This is a genomic window from Anaerohalosphaera lusitana (genome assembly GCF_002007645.1).
Classification (GTDB): domain Bacteria; phylum Planctomycetota; class Phycisphaerae; order Sedimentisphaerales; family Anaerohalosphaeraceae; genus Anaerohalosphaera; species Anaerohalosphaera lusitana.
Window position 1 is genome coordinate 1,754,915 of the sequence record NZ_CP019791.1, and the last position, 18,522, is coordinate 1,773,436.

At 54.4% G+C, this 18,522-nt stretch carries 14 protein-coding genes; 9 read left to right on the forward strand and 5 right to left on the reverse strand.

The genetic code is table 11. The annotated features are described in order from the left end of the window. The first annotated feature begins 17 nt into the window (after window positions 1–17). From STSP2_RS07290 to STSP2_RS07300, 3 genes are read left to right on the forward strand one after another with little or no spacing between them, the layout of a single operon-like run. Window positions 18–425, forward strand: a complete 408-nt coding sequence (locus STSP2_RS07290; protein WP_146661274.1) for a DUF1844 domain-containing protein — start codon at window positions 18–20, stop codon at window positions 423–425. Further along, the gene (trpC, locus tag STSP2_RS07295) at window positions 426–1,241 is read left to right on the forward strand and encodes an indole-3-glycerol phosphate synthase TrpC (protein WP_146661276.1); all 816 of its coding nucleotides are present in this window, start codon (window positions 426–428) and stop codon (window positions 1,239–1,241) included. A gap of 3 nt (window positions 1,242–1,244) precedes the next feature. Beyond that, window positions 1,245–2,048 carry a sulfite exporter TauE/SafE family protein gene (locus STSP2_RS07300; protein ID WP_146661278.1) on the forward strand — a complete coding sequence of 268 codons (804 nt, stop codon included), beginning with the start codon at window positions 1,245–1,247 and terminating at the stop codon, window positions 2,046–2,048. A 258-nt stretch (window positions 2,049–2,306) separates the two neighbouring features. Here STSP2_RS07300 and STSP2_RS07305 read toward each other — a convergent pair whose 3' ends face one another. After that, entirely contained in the window at window positions 2,307–4,076 is a 1,770-nt protein-coding gene (locus STSP2_RS07305; protein WP_146661280.1) for a glutamine--tRNA ligase/YqeY domain fusion protein, read from the reverse strand. Window positions 4,077–4,488: 412 nt separating this feature from the next. Between STSP2_RS07305 and gltX the strand changes: the two genes are divergently transcribed. The 6 genes from gltX to STSP2_RS07335 all read left to right on the forward strand — a co-directional run bounded on the left by gltX (window position 4,489) and on the right by STSP2_RS07335 (window position 12,862). Further along, on the forward strand, window positions 4,489–6,111 hold the full coding sequence (gltX, locus tag STSP2_RS07310; protein ID WP_146661283.1) for a glutamate--tRNA ligase: 1,623 nt from the start codon (window positions 4,489–4,491) through the stop codon (window positions 6,109–6,111). A gap of 17 nt (window positions 6,112–6,128) precedes the next feature. After that, the gene (locus tag STSP2_RS07315) at window positions 6,129–7,034 is read left to right on the forward strand and encodes a PfkB family carbohydrate kinase (protein WP_146661285.1); all 906 of its coding nucleotides are present in this window, start codon (window positions 6,129–6,131) and stop codon (window positions 7,032–7,034) included. 27 nt (window positions 7,035–7,061) lie between these two features. Beyond that, window positions 7,062–7,619, forward strand: coding sequence for an RNA 2',3'-cyclic phosphodiesterase (gene thpR, locus STSP2_RS07320; protein ID WP_146661287.1), 558 nt, complete (start codon window positions 7,062–7,064; stop codon window positions 7,617–7,619). A gap of 34 nt (window positions 7,620–7,653) precedes the next feature. After that, window positions 7,654–8,751 (forward strand): recombinase RecA, encoded by a 1,098-nt coding sequence (gene recA, locus STSP2_RS07325; RefSeq protein ID WP_146661289.1) that lies wholly within the window; start codon window positions 7,654–7,656, stop codon window positions 8,749–8,751. Between the two features lie 33 nt (window positions 8,752–8,784). Beyond that, window positions 8,785–11,502, forward strand: coding sequence for an alanine--tRNA ligase (gene alaS / locus STSP2_RS07330; protein ID WP_146661291.1), 2,718 nt, complete (start codon window positions 8,785–8,787; stop codon window positions 11,500–11,502). Window positions 11,503–11,731: 229 nt separating this feature from the next. Further along, window positions 11,732–12,862: a hypothetical protein gene (locus STSP2_RS07335; protein ID WP_146661293.1), complete on the forward strand. Its 1,131-nt coding sequence runs from the start codon at window positions 11,732–11,734 to the stop codon at window positions 12,860–12,862. A 53-nt stretch (window positions 12,863–12,915) separates the two neighbouring features. On the opposite strand, the gene STSP2_RS07340 is transcribed toward STSP2_RS07335, so the two are convergent. From STSP2_RS07340 to STSP2_RS07355, 4 genes are all read right to left on the reverse strand, one after another. Beyond that, window positions 12,916–13,755, reverse strand: a complete 840-nt coding sequence (locus STSP2_RS07340; RefSeq protein ID WP_146661295.1) for a hypothetical protein — start codon at window positions 13,753–13,755, stop codon at window positions 12,916–12,918. A gap of 16 nt (window positions 13,756–13,771) precedes the next feature. Further along, a complete protein-coding gene (locus STSP2_RS07345; protein ID WP_146661297.1) occupies window positions 13,772–13,957 on the reverse strand; it encodes a hypothetical protein in 186 nt (61 codons plus the stop codon). A gap of 84 nt (window positions 13,958–14,041) precedes the next feature. Next, window positions 14,042–16,048, reverse strand: a complete 2,007-nt coding sequence (locus STSP2_RS07350; protein ID WP_146661299.1) for an alkaline phosphatase family protein — start codon at window positions 16,046–16,048, stop codon at window positions 14,042–14,044. A 51-nt stretch (window positions 16,049–16,099) separates the two neighbouring features. Beyond that, window positions 16,100–18,124, reverse strand: coding sequence for an alkaline phosphatase family protein (locus STSP2_RS07355; protein ID WP_205848028.1), 2,025 nt, complete (start codon window positions 18,122–18,124; stop codon window positions 16,100–16,102). Between the last annotated feature and the right edge of the window lie 398 nt (window positions 18,125–18,522).

An 18,522-nucleotide genomic window follows, 5' to 3' on the forward strand; every position in this document is an offset into this window, starting at 1 on the left:
CGACAGGAGCTGGTAAAATGGCAGAGAATGACAAGGAAAAGAAGATAATCGTCGACGAAGACTGGAAATCGCAGGCAAAAAAGGACAAGGATGCACTCGAGGCAGAGGAAAAGGCCGCACAGGAGAAGCAGCAGGCACAGGGCGGCGAGAGCAGCAGACCCCCATTGCCCGAGGTGGACTTTGCCGGCCTGATCAGCATGTTCGCTACGCAGGCGTATCTGGCGATGGGGCTGATCGCTGCCGATCCAAATGAGAAGCCCGAGCCCGATCTGGAGTTGGGCAAATTCAACATCGATATGCTGGCGCTTCTCGAAGAGAAGACCAGGGGCAATCTCGACGATGAGGAAAAGAATCTGCTCAGCGGTGCACTGCACCAGTTGAGAATGGCATATGTGGCTTTGAGCAAACAGCAGGGGGCCGAGTAGGTGTCGGATATCCTCCAGGAAATAGTCGCTTATAAGCGCGAGTTCGTGCGGGAGCAGATGCAGAAGGTTCCGCTGGAACAGGTGAAGGAACAGGCTCTTGCAATGGGTAAAAGCCGCAACTTCTACAAGGCTGTGACCAAACGCAACAGACGCGGGATCAATGTTATCGCAGAGGTCAAGAAGGCGTCGCCGTCGGCGGGACTGATACGCGAGGACTTCGATCCGGTGGAAATCGCGCGCACTTATGAAAAATGCGGTGCGGATGCGATAAGCGTGCTGACCGATGAGAAGTATTTTCAGGGCAAACTCGAATATCTGACGCGAATCAAGCAGGAAGTGAAGCTGCCGGTTTTGCGGAAGGACTTTTTTGTGGACGAGTATCAGGTCTACGAAGCGAAGGCAGCGGGTGCGGATGCGATACTTCTTATCGCGGAAGCCCTTATGCCGGCTCAACTTATGGATCTTTTGATACTGGCGGCAAAGCTGACGATGACGGCGATCATCGAAGTGCACAGTATGGATTCGCTTTTGCAGGTTCGGAGTCTGGAAGGCTTTCCTGTGGCCGGTTACAGCGTTATTGGGGTCAATAACCGCGATCTGAAGACCATGACCGTGGATATCAACACGACCGGGAGGCTGGCTGACCTGGTCGAGAAAAAACGGGAATTAATCGCCGAAAGTGGGGTAAAAACGCGCGAAGATGTGCGAAAACTCAAAGGAATTGGGGTGGGAGCGGTTCTGATCGGGCAGACGCTTTGTCAGAGTCCGAGCATTGAGGATAAATACAAGGAACTTTTCTGGATACCCGGGCAGTAAGTTTTGGACTTCGTCAGCCTTATAATAATCGGTCTTGTCACGGGGGTATTCGGCGGCCTGTTGGGTATCGGCGGATCGATGATCATGATACCGGCGCTTGCGTTCGTGTTTGGTGAGAATCAGCATCTTTATCAGGCCGCTGCGATGATCACCAACTTTTTTGTTTCCACTTCATCGCTTATCGCGCATCGCAAGGCCGAGGCGTTCGTGCCTGGTGTTCTCAAGTGGATGATACCTGCCGCGCTGGCGGGCATTGTCGGGGGAGTTGCGATGAGCAATATGGATCTTTTTGCGGGTGAGAACAGCTATTTGCTTGCGCGTGTATTTGGTGTGTTTCTTATTTATGTGGTGGTTTACAACCTTTTTCGATTCAAGCGGGGCGGATTTAAGGACAATACGAAGACTGCCGATCTGGCGGCGCCGGACACACCGACGTATCTTTCATTGGTGATCGGCTTTGTTACGGGAACCGCGGCGGGTCTGCTGGGTATCGGGGCGGGCGGTGTGTGCACGCCTTTGCAGCAGGTTTTTGCGAAGATGCCGTTGAAAAGGGCAATGAGCAATTCTGCTGCTATCATAACCTCGATGGCTTGGCTCGGGGCTGCATATAAGAATCTAACGCTCGGGCAGCACGGGATAGATATAGCTGAGTCGCTGAAGATCGCGGGGATTGTTATACCGACGGCGATCCTGGGCGGCTTCTGGGGTGGTCATCTGATGCACGCCATTCCGCGCAGTTGGGTGCGGGCGGCATTTATACTGATAGCGGCCGTCGGGGCCGTCAAGATGCTGACGGTGAGTCCGTGAGGGTATAAAAATATTCTTCACGGTACTATGCAAAGCAACCATTTGGGCCGCCGCAGAATTTAACAGCCGCGCCTCCGACGAACTGTCCGTTGGGTCCATTCTCGGCGGGCTATGAAATTATGCGGCTGGGGAGTCCGGTTAAAGGGAGGGAGGATTTGGGAAGGCTGTTTTTGTATAGTTATGCTTTGTGCTAAATCAAAAAAACGACAGATGTCGTGGGTGACACCTGCCGTTTGAGGGTTTTGAAGTATTTATTCGCTACTTCTTCTTTTTCTTCTTCTGCTGCTGTTGTTTCTTCCGGTTTTGCGCCTGTTTCTGGGCCTGCTTCTGCTTTTTGGCCCAGGTGTCACGCAGGCCGACCGTTCGGTTGAAGACCAGGCGGTCCTTCGTGCCGTCCTTGTCCGCACAGAAATATCCTATCCGCTCGAACTGGAACCGCTGTTCGGGTTTGACATCCGCCAGGTGGGGCTCGACCTTGCAGCCGGTGCGGACCTCGAGTGAGTCCGGGTTGATGTTGGCGGTGAAGTCTTGGCCCTCTTCGGTGTCGTCGGGGTTTTCCTTGTTGAACAGGTTTTCGTAGAGCCTTACTTGGGCATCGAGGCCGTGCTTTGCTGAGACCCAATGCAGCGTTCCTTTGACCTTTCGGCCGTCCGGAGCGTCGCCGCCGCGGGTTGCAGGGTCGTATGTGCAGTGCAGTTCGACGATGTTGCCTTCGTTGTCTTTGACCACGTCCTGGCAGGTGATGAAGTATGCGTATCGCAGTCGTACTTCTCTGCCAGGCGCGAGGCGGAAGAACTTTTTGGGCGGCTCTTCCATGAAGTCACCGCGTTCGATGTATATCTCGCGTGAGAAGGGTACTTTTCGCATTCCCGCGTCCGGGTCCTGTGGGTTGTTGATGGCATCGAGCTCGTCGAATTCGTCTTCGGGGTAGTTGGTGATGACGACCTTGAGCGGGTCGAGAACGGCCATGACGCGGTTCGAATGTTCGTTGAGGTCCTCGCGCAGACAGTGTTCGAGCAGCGCCAGGTCGATGGTGCTGTTGAACTTGTTCACGCCGATAGTTTTGCAGAATTTGCGGATGGCTGCGGGCGAATAGCCGCGTCTTCGCAGCCCGCTTATGGTCGGCATACGCGGATCGTCCCAGCCGTCGACGTGGCCCTCCTGTACGAGCCTGAGCAGTTTTCGCTTGCTCATGACGGTATTTGTGAGATTAAGGCGGGCGAATTCGATCTGCTGCGGGTGGTGGACGCCGAGCTCATCGAGGAACCAGTCGTAGAGCGGGCGGTGGTTTTCGAATTCCAGCGTACATATCGAGTGCGTAATGCCCTCGACGGAATCTTCGATACCGTGCGCCCAGTCGTACATGGGATAGATGCACCACTTGTCGCCGGTGCGGTGGTGCGTCGCATGAAGGACGCGGTACATGACCGGGTCGCGCATGTTCAGGTTGGGCGAGCTCATATCTATCTTAGCACGCAGAACCTTTGTGCCGTCCGGGAACTCGCCCTTGCGCATGCGTTCGAGCAGGTCGAGGCTTTCTTCGGGTGTGCGGTCGCGATAGGGACTTTCCTTGCCCGGCTCGGTCAGGGTGCCGCGGTATTCGCGGATCTGCTCGGGCGTGAGGTCGTCGACGTATGCCTTGCCTTTTTTGACCAGTTCGACCGCGTACTGGTACATCTGCTCGAAGTAGTCCGATGCGAAGTACAGCCGATCTTCCCAGTCCCAGCCGAGCCATTTCACGTCTTCCATGATGGAATTGACGTATTCGGCCTCTTCCTTGATTGGGTTTGTGTCGTCGAAACGCAGGTTGCACTTGCCGCCGGGGAACTCGCTGGCGATGCCGAAATTGAGGCATATGCTCTTTGCGTGTCCTATGTGCAGGTAGCCGTTAGGTTCCGGAGGGAAACGGGTGTGAACCCTGCTGTCGTTTTTGCCTGCTTGCAAATCCTCTTTTATTATAGTGCGGACGAAGTCGAGGCGTTTTGGTTCTTCGCCGTTTTCCGGAGTCGTATTCTTCGATTCTGCCACTTCAGTAACCTCAAACTTTTAAGGAATTATCATTCTAAGGGCACCTCCAACAATTCATTTTGGCGAACAAGCGAATCTTTTTGAGTCCGAGCGGCGTCAGACAAAAACCGCTTTAGCAGCAACTAAAGCTGATTTGTCTTCCTTGCCGGAACGCAAAAATCTTCTACTTGTCGCTCAAAAGCAATTATTAGAGCTACCCTAATAAGAACATCTGTCGAGCGGTATCTTAACATATACTTGCTAGCTGTCACAGTGTAAAGATGGCTGATTATGCTCTTGAATTCGCAAAAACAGAGGTTTTCAGAGCCCGGGCGGACAAATACCGCGTGCCTGTGAGCCTTTTCTTGACAATCCGCGAGGGATTACGTATCTTCAACCGGCAACTGATTTTAGCATTAATTTTGAGGACGCAATGATAGTTACCAGATTCGCACCATCCCCAACCGGATATCTGCATGTAGGCGGAGCGAGAACGGCTCTGTTCAACTGGCTGCTGGCCCGCAAGACCGGCGGCAAATTCATACTGAGGATCGAGGATACGGACATAAAACGCAATACGCCCACGGCGACACAGCAGGTGATCGACGATCTGAAGTGGCTCGGGATCGACTGGGACGAGGGCCCGGAAGTCGACGGGCCGAACGGTCCGTATTTTCAGTCGCAGCGGTTGGAGACATATAAGAAGTATATCCAGCAGCTTCTGGATGCGGGAATGGCTTATTACTGTTTCGACACGCCGGAAGAGTTGACGGCAATGCGCGACAAGGCGGCTAAGGAAAAGCGGAATTTTTCCTATCCCCGTCCAGAAAAGTTCCCGACTATGGAAGATGTCGAGCAGGCAAAGGCCGAGGGCAGGCCGGTCGTGGTTCGGTTCTGCATGCCTGATGAGGATATCGTGATCAGCGACGTGATTCGCGGCGAAGTGCGATTCGCGCCGGCGGATATGAGCGATTTCATCATCCAGAAGTCCGACGGATACCCGACCTATCATTTTGCTGTGGTTGTGGACGATGAACTGATGGAGGTTACTCACGTAATGCGTGGTCAGGAGCACCTGATGAATACGCCTTACCATCAGGCGTTGCAGAAGGAGCTGGGGTTCAGAACGCCTACTTATGCTCACATGTCGGTGACCGTTAGCGAGGGCGGCGGCAAGCTGTCCAAGCGTGAAAGACCCAAGGCCCTTCGCACCGCGATCAAGTCGAAGCAGGATGTTGACCTGGAAGAACTGGCTGCAGCGGGCGGTATCACCGTCGAGGAGCTGGAGAGCTTTCTCAAGAAGAAGACCACGCCCGACATGCCTGCGATAAACAGCATGGCGGACGCGCTGGGCGTTCATCTGCCCGAGATCAACGTTGTTGATTTTTTCAATAGCGGCTATCTGCCCGAGACGCTGGTTAATTTTCTCGGGCTGCTCGGCTGGAGTCCCGGCGATGACCGCGAGATAATGCCGGTCAGCGAGCAGATAGAGTGCTTTGACATCAAACGTCTGACTAAGTCGAACAGCCTTTTCGACCGCAAAAAACTGCAGTCGTTCAACACCGAACACATCAGGATGATCGACAAGGACAGGCTGCTGGAGCATTTCAGGGCGTTTTTGCAGGCCCAGGATTCGCCGCTGCTCAAAGCCAGTGACGAGGTGCTCAAGCGGGTACTGCACGCTACCGAGGGCTCGAGAACGCTGGCGGAGATCGAAAAGAAGAGCAAATTCATTGTGCTGCCTAACGATGAGATTGAGTATGATCCCAAGTCTGTGAAGAAGGTACTGCTGAAAAAGGACGGACTGCGGATGCTCGGTCTGGTTCGCGAACGGATGGCTGGTCTGGAGGAAGTCACGGCTGAGAACATCGAGACGGCACTGCGGTCGCTGGCCGAGGAGCAGGAGGTTGGCCTGGGCAAGGTCGCCCAGCCGTTGCGGGTCGCTCTGTGCGGTACGACGGTGAGTCTGCCGATCTTCGATTCGGTGGATCTTCTGGGAATGGACAATACGCTCGAGCGGATCGATCTGACGCTCGAGAAATTCAAGAACGAATAACTGGCGGAGAAAGCCGTATGTCATTATTAGTAACAGGTTCGATCGGTATAGACACGGTCACAACCCCGTTCGGCGTGAGTGAGGGCTGTATCGGAGGGTCGGCTGTATATTTCAGCATGGCTGCAAGCTATTTTGCGCCCGTGCGTTTTCTGGGCGTGATCGGCGACGACTGCCCCTTCGATCTTCGTGATGCTTTCAGGGATAAGACGGTTGATCTGACGGGGCTGGAAACCCGGCCCGGCAGTAAGACTTTCCGCTGGAAGGGCTCGTATCACGGCGATATGAACGAGGCGAATACCGAAGATGTCAAGCTGAACGTTCTCGGTGAGAGGCCGCCGTTGTTCCCGGATACTTACCGGGACACGAAGTATGTATTTCTGGCGAATACCGCTCCGTCGCTGCAGATGGAGCTGCTGGAGAACATCGACCATCCGCAGTTTGTGGCAGCGGATACAATGAACCTTTGGATCGAGAACGAGCGGGAGGATCTGCTGGAGCTGCTGGACAAAATAGACATGCTGATCCTGAATGAAGGTGAAGCGAGACTGCTGACGGGCCAGAAGAATCTGGTGACGGCTGCCCAGGACATTCTCAAGATGGGCCCGCGGGTTTCCATAATCAAAAAGGGCGAGCATGGTTCGCTGATGGTGGACAGCAACGGCGACTGTTTTATGCTTCCGGCGTATCCGACGACGGTGGTGATCGATCCGACCGGGGCGGGCGACGCTTTTGCCGGGGCGTTGATGGGGTATCTCGCAAAGATCGGCAAGATCGACGTTATGTCGATCCGCAATGCGATGGTGTACGGAACGGTGGCAGCGTCTTTCGCCATAGGCGATTTTTCGATTCACGGCATAAAAGCGGTCGAGCTTTCGAGGATCGAGGACAGATTTGATTTTCTGAGGAAAGTGACACAATTCTGACGTTTGGAGCATCGGAGGGAGAGGAAAATGCGATGTTTTGTGGCAGTTGACCTTGAAAGCGAAGTGATCGACCGGCTGGCGGCAATCCAGAAGGATATCGCGGGGCGGGTTGATCTTGGCAAGGGCGTAAAGTGGGTGGAGCCGGACTGTATTCACCTGACGCTGAAGTTTCTGGGCGAGATCAGGGACGAACAGGTGCCCGAGATATGCAGGCAGGTGGAGCAGGCGGCGGCTTCGTTCGAATCGTTTCAGCTCAAAGTGGGCAGGATCGGCACTTTCGGCAGACCCGCTCGGGTGCTGTGGGCGGGGATCGAGAAATCCGAGCCGTTGCTGAAGCTGCAGGAATCCATCGAAAACGCGATGGTCAAGGCCGGTTTCCGAGAGGAAAATCGTCGGTTCAGCGGCCACCTGACGCTTTGCAGAATTAAAAATTTCAGCGCTGGAAAAAAGCTGCAATCCGTGTTAAAAGATTACAGCGACACTGATTTCGGCACATCATGGGTGCGTTCCGTATGCGTTTACCGGAGCGAACTGACCTCAAAAGGACCAATCTATACACCAATAATGGAAATCAAGCTGCATTAGCAGCCACAGAATGGATTCCGAGGAGACTCAAATAATGGCAAAAGCAAAGAAAACAGCAAAGAAAAAGACCACAAAATCAAAGGCAAAGGCGTCTTCGGCGACCAAAAAGGAAGCTGAATCTCCATCGAATGCGGCTCTTGACAGGGCGATATCGCAGATCGAGAAACAGTACGGCTCGGGCTCCATCATGAAGATGGACGAAGCCAATATCGCACAGGTTGAGGGTATACCCACCGGCGCGTTGTCGCTGGACCTGGCACTGGGCGGCAGGGGCATACCCCGCGGCAGGGTCTGCGAGCTGTTCGGGCCGGAGTCCTCCGGTAAGACGACGATCGCACTGCACGCGATAGCGAACGCACAAAAAAAGGGCGGCGTGGCAGCGTTTATCGATGCTGAGCACGCACTGGATACGACATGGGCGAAGAAGCTGGGCGTGGATATAAGTAGTCTGCTGGTCAGTCAGCCCGATACGGGTGAACAGGCACTGGATATCGCGGAGATGCTGGTCAAGTCCAACGCGGTAGACATTATCGTGGTAGACTCGGTAGCGGCACTGGTTCCTGCGGCGGAAATGCAGGGCGAGATGGGCCAGAGCCACGTTGGTCTGCAGGCACGTCTGATGAGCCAGGCGTTGCGTAAACTCACCGGCGCGATCTCGAAGAGTAAAACCTGCCTGATCTTCATCAACCAGATCCGCATGAAGATCGGCGTTATGTTCGGCAATCCCGAGACCACGCCCGGCGGTAACGCGTTGAAGTTCTACAGCTCGGTCCGGATGGACGTCCGTCGTGTGTCAACCGTCAAGAACTCTGCAGGCGAAGCGATCGCGAACCGTGTTCGTACCCGCGTGGTCAAGAACAAGGTCGCGGCACCGTTCAAGAAGGCGGAGTTCGATCTTTACTTCGACAGCGGCATAAGTCATGAGTCCGATCTGATCGATCTGGGCGTCGAGTGCGACGTGGTCCAGAAGAGCGGTGCGTGGTTCAACTACGGCGATATCAGGCTCGGCCAGGGCAAGGATAATGCGAAGAACATGCTGCTCGAAAACCCGGATCTCGTAGAAGAGATCGAACAGAAGATATTCGAAGCGAAGGGCCTGGAAGAACAGACCCCGAAGAAGAAAGAGGCTTAATTCAACAACCAGCTTAACAATAGAAGGCAGAAAGTGTTTACATCAAAGCAGATCAGAAGCTCGTTCATAGATTTTTTCAAGGACAAGGGACATAAGTTCGTACCTAGCGCACCGGTGGTTCCGACCAACGATGCTACGCTGTTGTTCACCAATGCGGGTATGAACCAGTTCAAGGACATATTCCTCGGTTTGAGTGAGCCGGAGTGCAGCAGGGCGGCCAATAGCCAGAAGTGTATCCGTGTCAGCGGCAAGCATAACGACCTTGAAGAGGTCGGCCTGGATACGTATCACCATACATTTTTTGAGATGCTCGGCAACTGGTCGTTCGGCGACTACTTTAAAGAAGAGGCGATCGCGTGGGCGTGGGAGCTGCTCACCGAAGTTTACGGCATAGACCAGGACAAACTCTGGGCGACGGTTTTCGCGGGTGACGCTGAGGACGGTTCTGAGCCGGACGTCGAGGCTGAAGAGCTTTGGGCGAAACTGACGCCGCTGCCGAAGGAACGCATTCTGCGTTTCGACAAGAAGGACAACTTCTGGGAGATGGGTGATACGGGGCCCTGCGGACCTTGCAGCGAGATACATATCGATCTCGGTCCCGAGCGGTGCGACAAGAAGCACGTGCCGGGTCATGAATGTGCGGTCAATGCGGGCTGTGCGCGATTTATCGAGCTGTGGAACCTGGTGTTCATACAGTTCAATAGGCAGCCGGACGGCAAGCTGCTGCCGCTCAAGGCGAAGTATGTCGATACGGGTGCGGGGCTGGAGCGTCTGACTGCGTTGCTGCAGAACAAGCACAGCAATTATGATACGGACCTGTTCATGCCGATCATCGAGGCTGTGCAGGACATCACGGGGCACAAGTACGGATCGGCGCTGGAGAGCAAGACCGACAATGCGTTTCGCGTGATCAGCGATCATATTCGTTCGCTGACGTTTTCGATTACGGACGGTGTCACGCCTTCCAACGAAGGGCGTGGTTATGTGATGCGCCGGATCCTGCGTCGGGCGTCGCGATTTGCACGGGTGCTCGATGCTCACGAGCCGTTTATGTATAAGCTGGTGGATGTGATCGTCGAGAATATGGGCGAGGCGTTTCCCGAGCTTGTTGAGCGTAAGGATTTTGTAAAAACGGTGATCAAGTCCGAGGAGGAAAGTTTCGGCAGGACACTTGACAGGGGCCTTGAGATATTTTCGGTGGCCGCCAGTGAAGCGGAGGAGTCCGATAAGAAAACGGTCAGCGGCGAGAACGCTTTCCAGCTTTACGATACGTATGGTTTCCCGCTTGACCTCACGGAGCTTATGGCACGCGAACGCGGGCTCAAGGTCGATACGGATACGTTCGACGAGCTCATGGAACAGCAGCGCGCACGCGCTAGAGCGGCTCAGAAGACCGGCTCGCTTGCTATGGACCTGAGCGGCGTCGCATTGCCCGTGACCGAGGACGATGCGAAATACGAGCACGACAGCGTCGAGACCGAAGTGGTCGGCTGGATCGACAGGGACGGCTACAAGGAGGCCGGCGTTTACTCCGAGAAGGAAGAGACGATCGCACTGGTGCTCAAGGAAACCTGCTTCTACGCTGAGTCAGGCGGGCAGGTTGGCGATGCGGGGCTGATCGTCGGTGATAACGGCAGGTTCGAAGTCGAGACCACCGAGAAGATCGCCAACTGTGTAATCCACAAGGGTACGCTCGTTTCGGGTTCGATCAGCGTGGGCGATAAGGTATCTGCGACCGTCGACCACAGCAGAAACGAGAGTAAGAAAAATCATACCGCGACGCATCTGCTTCAGTGGGCGTTGCGTGAGGTGCTCGGCAAAGAAGCCCAGCAGCAGGGCTCGCTGGTGTGTCCGGAGTATCTGCGTTTCGACTTTACCTGGCCCAAGGCCTTGACGGACGAGCAGATCAGGCAGATCGATTCGATAGTTCGCGACAAGATCGTCAAGAGCTACCCGGTCGGGTGCAAGGTCCTGCCGATCGATCAGGCGAAGGACCTGGGAGCGATGGCGCTTTTCAGCGAGAAGTACGGCGACGAAGTTCGCGTTGTCGGTGTGGGCGTGGAGGACGAATCGCAGCTTGCGGACGCATTCAGCCTCGAATTCTGCGGCGGCACCCACGTGACGAATACCTCGCAGATCGGCGGCTTCAAGATCGTCAAGGAAGAGAGCATCTCGGCAGGCGTCCGCAGGATCACGGCGATGACCGGCCATGCACTTACCGACTATCTCGCCCAGCGTAGCGATATCGTCGACGAACTGACCGCACTGCTAAAGACGCCTGCTGAGCAGGTTACCTCGCGGGTGCAGAAACTGCAGGAGGATAACAAGAAGCTCGCGAAGGATCTGAAAAACGCGGCGAAGAAGGGCGGTACGGATACGCTTGCCCAGGCGGACGATATGCTCAAGAAGGGCGATAAGATTGGCGACACGGCTGTTGTTGTCGGTTCGTTGGATGCCGCCACGGTCGACCAGGCACGTCAGGCAGTGGACAGCCTGAAGAAAAAGGCGGGCTCGGTTGCGGTCCTTTTCGGCCTCGAACAGGATTCGAAGGCGATCCTTCTGGCAGCCATGACGGACGATCTGATCAAGCATGGCCTCAAGGCAGGCGATCTGATCAAGGAAGTTGCGCCGCTGGTCAAGGGCGGCGGCGGAGGCAGGCCGCAGATGGCACAGGCGGGCGGCAAGGACCCGTCGGGACTCCCTGACGCATACGAAAAAGCTAAGGAAATCATCGCGGCTAAACTGAAATAGTCGAAACTGAGATTTTCACTGTAACGCTGTCGGCCTTTGCGCATTATCATATTAGAAGCGGTTTCAAAAGTCAGATTTGCCGTTCGGCGGCCCTTTTTCCGTTCGGCTGTGTTGTGCAAAATCGGCCATAACTACAATTATTGCCGATTTCACACGCCTTGCCGAGAAACCAAAAGTAGTTTTGAAACAGCTTCTAGAAAATGCGCACTCTTTTGAGGCTGAAGGTTTCGTGAAGATCGTTGCTTGCAAAAACTGCGGCACACAGCTCAAGATGCCAGAAATAGTCAGGCCGGACATGCGGATCAGGTGTCCAAACTGCGGCCGTGGTCTGATACTGTCCGGTTCTCAGCCCAATCCCGCACCAGCAGAGCCGCAGGACAGCTTCCCCCCATGCGAAAAGCCCAAGGATATCGCTTCGCTGCCTTACGGCGAAGAACTTGTTCCGCAAGATTTGCGAGAAGATCAACGTAAGGCAGACGATACGCCCGTCGAAACATCGGTCACACTGGACAGTCACTCACGCATCCCCGAACCCGCCGGCGATGCCGGTGAGGACATCTGGACGATCATGGAGGAAGAGAAACGCTGGCGTGAGCAGACCGATGTCGTCGAAGAGGAGGAAATGATCGGCAAAAGCGGCAAGTCGCCGCTGGTTGAGATACTGGCGTATCCGGCTACACTGCTGGGTTTGTCGCTGGGTTTTGTTTTCCTCGGTCCCAAGATCATAAGGCTGGCGATGCAGTTCGTTTCGGCTATGTTGCCCGCCTTTGCGCCGGTATTGTTCATACCGTTTCTTTTGATTTCCATGATCACAAAGTTCATCGAACTGTTCACAACAGCCTACATGTTCTGGTACATCTGCGTTTCGATCGAGCGGAGTGCCCGCGGCGAACGTCACATACCTGAGACGCTGTGGATGGACGAGGGGTTCTGGGATTCGTTCAGACGGCTGTGTCACGTACTTGCATGCGTCCTGATATGTCTCGGTCCTGCTATGATCAACGTAGGCTGGTATGGCTACAGCAGTGATTTCTGGGTTCTGTTACTGCCCGGCGTTTTCTTTTTGCCTGCCGCGATGCTGGGCGTAAGCATCCGACACTCCATAGACGGCCTGAACCCGTATTTTATCTTGAAAACGATCTGCAAGGCACCAAGGGGTTATCTGATGCTTGCAGTAATATTCGAAGCCTCGGTCGCGGTCGTTGCGGTTTTCGTACTCCTGCAGTTCGCTCCACTGCCGGGCGTGCTGAAACTGCTGCTGCGAGGCGGATACATCTACATGCTGTTCGTCCTGGCACACATTACAGGCCGATTCTTCTTCAACAACCGCGACAAACTGGAATGGCTTGAGAACAGATAGAGTGTTGTCACCCGTAGCGATCTGAGATTACGCCCAACGCGTCAAACAGGTTTCTATATCTTCACGCCGAAAACGGGTTTGAAGATCAGGGCCGCGATCATTGATACACCGAAAAACCACACCATCCACCAGAACGCACCGCCGGCGATGCCTTCACGTTGTGGATACTCGATGCTGATTCCCTGGACTACTGAGCTTTCAGCAAAGGATATTTCCCCCGGAAACATCAGCATATCTGACATATCCCAGCCAGCCCGTTTAACATTTACCTTGGCAAGGCCCTCACCGACCACCAATTTCTTTTCGACGTCAAAGCCGTCAACATCGAATAGCATGTCATACTCGCCCGGCTCTGTCGCGCGAACCTTCCAGTAATACGCATTCTTCTTCTCAAACCAGGAACGGTCAACGACAACTTCCACTCCCTCGGCCTCGATCAGCCTTACCGATGGTCGGGCCTGAGTTTCCTGAACCTGTACGGAAACGATCGCCTCCTCGCCTATGGCTAAGGGCCTGTGTTCATACCACAATGCGAGTTGTCCAAGCAGCAGAACCATCGGCACGATCATGACTCCCATGGGTCTGAGGGCATGCAGCAGCAGCGACCCCGCGCCGGCAAAAAGCCCGCCAAGTGACTTGAACGTTACATACAGGCTGTCTTTATACAGCTTCAGTGCCAGCATATTAGCCTTGATGCGATCCCGCACCCGGCCGATCGCGTCCTGGTTCGATGTGTACTTGAACACCAGCAACATCAGCACGCCGGTAATCGAAGCTATGATTGTATTCGACAACCAGCCCGGCACAATGGCGATCCAGCCGAACAGAACTGACCCGATCGAATCCGCCGTCATGACCAACCAGGCGATTAAACTTGTAAGAAAATCAAGCATTAACAATATCTCACTATTACTCTATGTACCCGAGCCCGCGAAGCTGCTCCTCTACCGCGTCCGCGTTGTCCCCGCCTTCGCTTTTGGCAACCGCAAGCTCGATCAAATGTATAACCAACTCGTCAACGCTGCTGTACCCCTCCGCCTGCGCAGCTTCTTCCGCACGCTTGTAAAGATTCTTGTCGATCTTGACCTTAGGCATTTATCATTCTCCAAATATGTTTTCCTGGTTGCATTGTATTAAGGATTCTCTCGTTGTGCCATCTTAGGCAAACCTATAGCGTCGCTAAACGATCGCCTTGCCTTCCATGCTCCCCGGCACATCCAGTCCGAACTCCTGCAGGACAGTCGGTGCGATATCTACCAGGCTTGCCAGATCAGGCTTGATCGGTCGGTTGCAGAATACCACGCCTGGCACTTCCGAAGCATCCGCACAGTGGTCCGCGCCCCACGCTGAGGTGTTGTCGCTGAGCACATCTTTGCCGCAATTACCGAGGCAAGTATCCCAGCTCGCACGATAGCCCCTGGCGTATCCCACTATCAGGTCCGGAGCATACTTCATGGCGTCGCCCTTGTACTCCTTATCCGTTCGCGTCACTTTTCTAATAACCTGTTGGCCGTTCACGTCTCGAATCGCTTCCAGCTTGGTGATGAGCTCATCCAGCAGTCTGTCCTTTTCCTCGCCTGGCTCAACAATGCCGTATTTTTCCCGGCCCTTTGTATTGACATAAAGTCCGTTGATTCCAAGTCCGTAGGCCCGCGAGGACTTCCAGTCGGCTTCCATTACCGACTTGACATCGCTCGGTCCCAGATAGCCGTTTTCCCTGAGCCAGCTATTGAGGTTGAACTGTCGTTTGAAGTTTGCGAACCCATGATCGCTCATAGTAATAACCGTCGCGTCCGGATAACGTTTGATGATGTCGGCAACTATGCCGTCCATTCGGCAGTACAGCTTCTTCAGATGCTCGAAATATTTTTCCGCCTCTTCACGGCTGCGAGCGGGATGATCGTCGTCGCTGTCCCACCACAGCATATGCCCCTGAAGGTCCGTGCTGCTGAAATAGAAGTACAGCAATCCGTCATCGTAATTCTTCAATGCGTAATCGAGCAGTGCAAGCCTTTCTTTGAGCACATGACTGGCCTGAGAGATGAACTCATCTTCTTCAAACACCTCGTTCGAAAGCGCCTTGTACGCCTCCTGAAAACCCGTTGTGTAGTAAGGTCCAAGCTCTTCAGCGATACTTTCCGCAAACTCCGGCGGTTCGGTGATCTGCAGCGCGGGCTCACGCGGATCCATATTCACCGGTGAAACATACAGGCGGAATACAGGTCCGACCTTCTGCAGGTAAAACCGAACGATGCCGCTTACTCTTTCGCTGGGTAAAAACCAGGGTGTACCGAGTTCGAAATCCAGCGGAACCCACTTGCTCCATTGACCTTCTTTAAGGAGTACTTCGCGTCCGTTTATCTCGATCAGTGCTGTTCGCGCATCAATATCACGATGGACAAAGAATTCCATCTCAGCGTGTTCTGGCTGTGTCAGCATTGTATTCATAGGACCGCATAAAGTTGCCCGCGCACGCTCATTCTGGAAATACAGCTCATACCGTCGCCCGCCGCTCTCATCATAAGGCGGCCTTGGTCCGTCCTCCGAATAATATTGATATGTGCCGTAGCTGCCCAGCAGATCGGGCGTTCCCATGCCAGACAGACACTTGTGATTGCCATGCCTGGACTTGCTCGGCGGATAGTTGCTCGGCAGGTCATAGAAGACGGACTTGATGCAAGCCGCATCCAGATAATCCCAGAAGGGCACGCCTTGTCTTCGCAGTTCAGTCTTTGCACCTTCACCGATTAACGGCAGCTTCAGCTTGTGATCGCCGACTTGCCAGTAGCCGCTGCCCTGTACAGTTTCCGCGGCCGAATAGAAAACATCTACCTGTCCCTTTGGATCGCGGTGAATGAAGTCGAATATGCCGTGACTGCCCGGCCCTGCGCCGTTTATGAAATTCGCCCACGCAACCGGACTCTGCGGTGGTGTACTCGTTCCAAGCCGTCTATATCCGCCTGCCTCGCGCATCTTAGCAAACGTCGGCATTCGACCCTCATCCATCAGCCGTTCCGAAAGTCGCGGATCCATCCCGTCAATACCAATGACGATGACTTGCTTGCCGGCTGCTTTGCTTTTCGCATAGGCATTGCGCAAAAGTCCCGGCCCCGCCATCGCCATACCTCCGGCCAAAGCGGACCAACGCAAAAACTCACGCCGACTCATTCTTTTGTTTTTACTCATATTTACACCTGCCAAAGCAAGTCAAATCTCATATAGCCCTAAGCTGTGTAACTACGCAACGTCCTCGCGGGCTTCTGCAATGTCAGTTTCTGTTATTTCAACGCTATCTTTCGCAACACTAAGAGCCTTGCCGTCCATAAACTTCGGCACATCCACACCGAACATATCCAGCACCGTCGGGCCGATATCCATCAGCCTGCAGACCTCGCTGTCTATTTTACGGTTGCAGAACAGCACGCCCGGCACCTCGGATGGATCGACACAATGATCGCCGCTCCATGCCTTCGTATTGTCGCAGAACACAGACTCGGTGACCTCGCCGACCGCTGTCTCCCACGAAGCACGGTAGCCCTTGAAAAAGCCTGCCAGCAGATCCGGCGCGTTACCCTTATAAGGCCCGCGATAGATCTTCGCAGTATCGTAGACACGTTTGACCGCTTTCTCACCTGTTGCTGGGTCGACAACCTCCGCGAGCTTAGCCGCGATCTCTTCCCGCAGCTTATTTGCCTGATCGCCTGCCTTGACGATCCCTTTTGACTCGCGTCCGCGTATGTTCAAATAAATTCCGCCCAGCCCGATGGCGTAAGCCTTTGTCCGCTCCCAGTCGACACCCTGCAAATATTTCTTGTCCCGCTCGCCTTCCTTCATCACCAGGTAGCCCTGATCCTCCAGCCACCTGTTCAGGTCCACGCCACGCCTGAAGCTCGTAAACCCGTGATCGCTGATCACCATCAGCAGCGTGTCGGCATCGAGCTTTTTCATCGTCCGCCGAACCAGCCCGTCCGCACGCTTGTAAAGCTCTTCGACAGCGTTGCGTCTCTGTGCATTTTTGTCATAAACCGCGTTTGCCGGATGGTCCTCTTCCATATCCCGCCAGAACGCATGCTGTATTCGGTCCGTCCCGTCGAACACGCAAACGCAAAGACCCTGCTTGACCTTGTCTAGTGTATCGAAGAACATCTTTTCCCGCTCAGCGTCGTAATCAACGCACTGCTGAATGAAATCCGCGTCGTCGATGATCTTTTCGTTCAGTGCCCAGCTATCCTCCGCCAGCCCCAGCGTCGAATAGTAACCCTGCTTCTTCGCAAGATACGTCGAATACACGGGCGGATGCGTCACTGGCATCGCGGGCTTTTCCGGGTCGATATTGATCGGCGTTACGTATAGCTTCAGCTCCGGCACAACCTCTTTGAGCAGAAATCTGGCGATCCCGCTAACCTTCACCCCCGGCCCAGCCGAAAACTCAATCTTTATCCAGTCCGTGTAAACGCCCTGCACCAGCGTATGAATATCGCCGTTGATGTGCAGTCCTGCGCTGTTAGGGCCGGTCGTGGCGATCTTGAATGGAAGCCGCATCGCACCGGCACCTTCCCGTACCGGATTCTCGGGCCCGACAAGCTCCGCCTCGAATCCTTCACCACTCCGCTCAACGCGAAACTGTTCGCCGCCGGTATGCTCATCGTCCGCGCCGGCCGTTGTGTAATAGCTGAACGTACCCTGACTGCCCCGAAGATCGGGAACGCACATCCCGGAAAGTGAAAGCCCGTAAAATTTCTCTGGCGGCCAGGTGATCGGTACCCGCAGGATATTGCTGAAAATCCCATGCTCGCCCAGTACTCGCCAGAACTGCTTGCCCTTGCGCATCAGCCGAATGTCCGGCTTGCTCAGCGGCAGACGCCACTTGCCCAGCTTTAGAATGCGCCTGGGTCCGCGGATTTCCACCGAGCTGAGCTTGGGCATGTAAGTGTTTCTATTACGGGTCAAAAAGTCGTAGATATTGTGCTTGCCCGGATTCGATCCGGTCTGAAACGATGACCAGGCCACAGGCGACATCGATGGAACCGTAGTCTGCAGCGGCTCAAATGCCCCATCTTCGGCCAACTTCGCGAACGTCGGGAGTTTGCCCTCGGCAATCATTTTTTTCGCCAGCCCGTAATCCATTCCATCCAGCCCGAGCACGACCACCTTTTTTACCTTCGCCCGCGATAACGCCTTGCGTCCCTTGATTGACCGGATCGCCCACCGTACCGGCCACGTCAGCAGTGCCGCCAGGGCGGAGAAAACGGCCGTAAACATGACCAGAAAGGAGCCCACAACCGCAAAACCGGCTCCGGGACCAATATATGCGTAAGCATGCGAGGGCGTTGCAAGTAAAAATAACAGCAAAACGAGAGCTGTAAACCGCAAACGCCGTGACTTATCAACTGCAAAAAACCTGTAGGCCAATATCTCACACCCGGTAAAAACAGATAATTATCGCTATATAAGCTTTGAATCGGCTAAATCCAGCCCCGTCATTAACTTACAACTCACCGTTAAAAATGGCCAGCCGATTACTTGTTTTTACTCATTATACGCAAATTTGTTCCCGTAAACAAATTTAATCCCTGCCCGAAGACCGGCAAGGGGGGCTAAAGATGTATAATGGTTTGAGAGTCGGAAAAGATTGCAATTGCCGGCGAAAATGGGCACAG

Coding starts and splice junctions, on each gene's coding strand:
- STSP2_RS07290 (WP_146661274.1), top strand. CDS start 18: ATGGCAGAGAATGACAAGGAAAAGAAGATAATCGTCGACGAAGACTGG.
- gltX (WP_146661283.1), top strand. CDS start 4,489: ATGATAGTTACCAGATTCGCACCATCCCCAACCGGATATCTGCATGTA.
- STSP2_RS07315 (WP_146661285.1), top strand. CDS start 6,129: ATGTCATTATTAGTAACAGGTTCGATCGGTATAGACACGGTCACAACC.
- thpR (WP_146661287.1), top strand. CDS start 7,062: ATGCGATGTTTTGTGGCAGTTGACCTTGAAAGCGAAGTGATCGACCGG.
- recA (WP_146661289.1), top strand. CDS start 7,654: ATGGCAAAAGCAAAGAAAACAGCAAAGAAAAAGACCACAAAATCAAAG.
- STSP2_RS07340 (WP_146661295.1), bottom strand. CDS start 13,755: ATGCTTGATTTTCTTACAAGTTTAATCGCCTGGTTGGTCATGACGGCG.
- STSP2_RS07345 (WP_146661297.1), bottom strand. CDS start 13,957: ATGCCTAAGGTCAAGATCGACAAGAATCTTTACAAGCGTGCGGAAGAA.
- STSP2_RS07350 (WP_146661299.1), bottom strand. CDS start 16,048: ATGAGTAAAAACAAAAGAATGAGTCGGCGTGAGTTTTTGCGTTGGTCC.
- STSP2_RS07355 (WP_205848028.1), bottom strand. CDS start 18,124: ATGTTTACGGCCGTTTTCTCCGCCCTGGCGGCACTGCTGACGTGGCCG.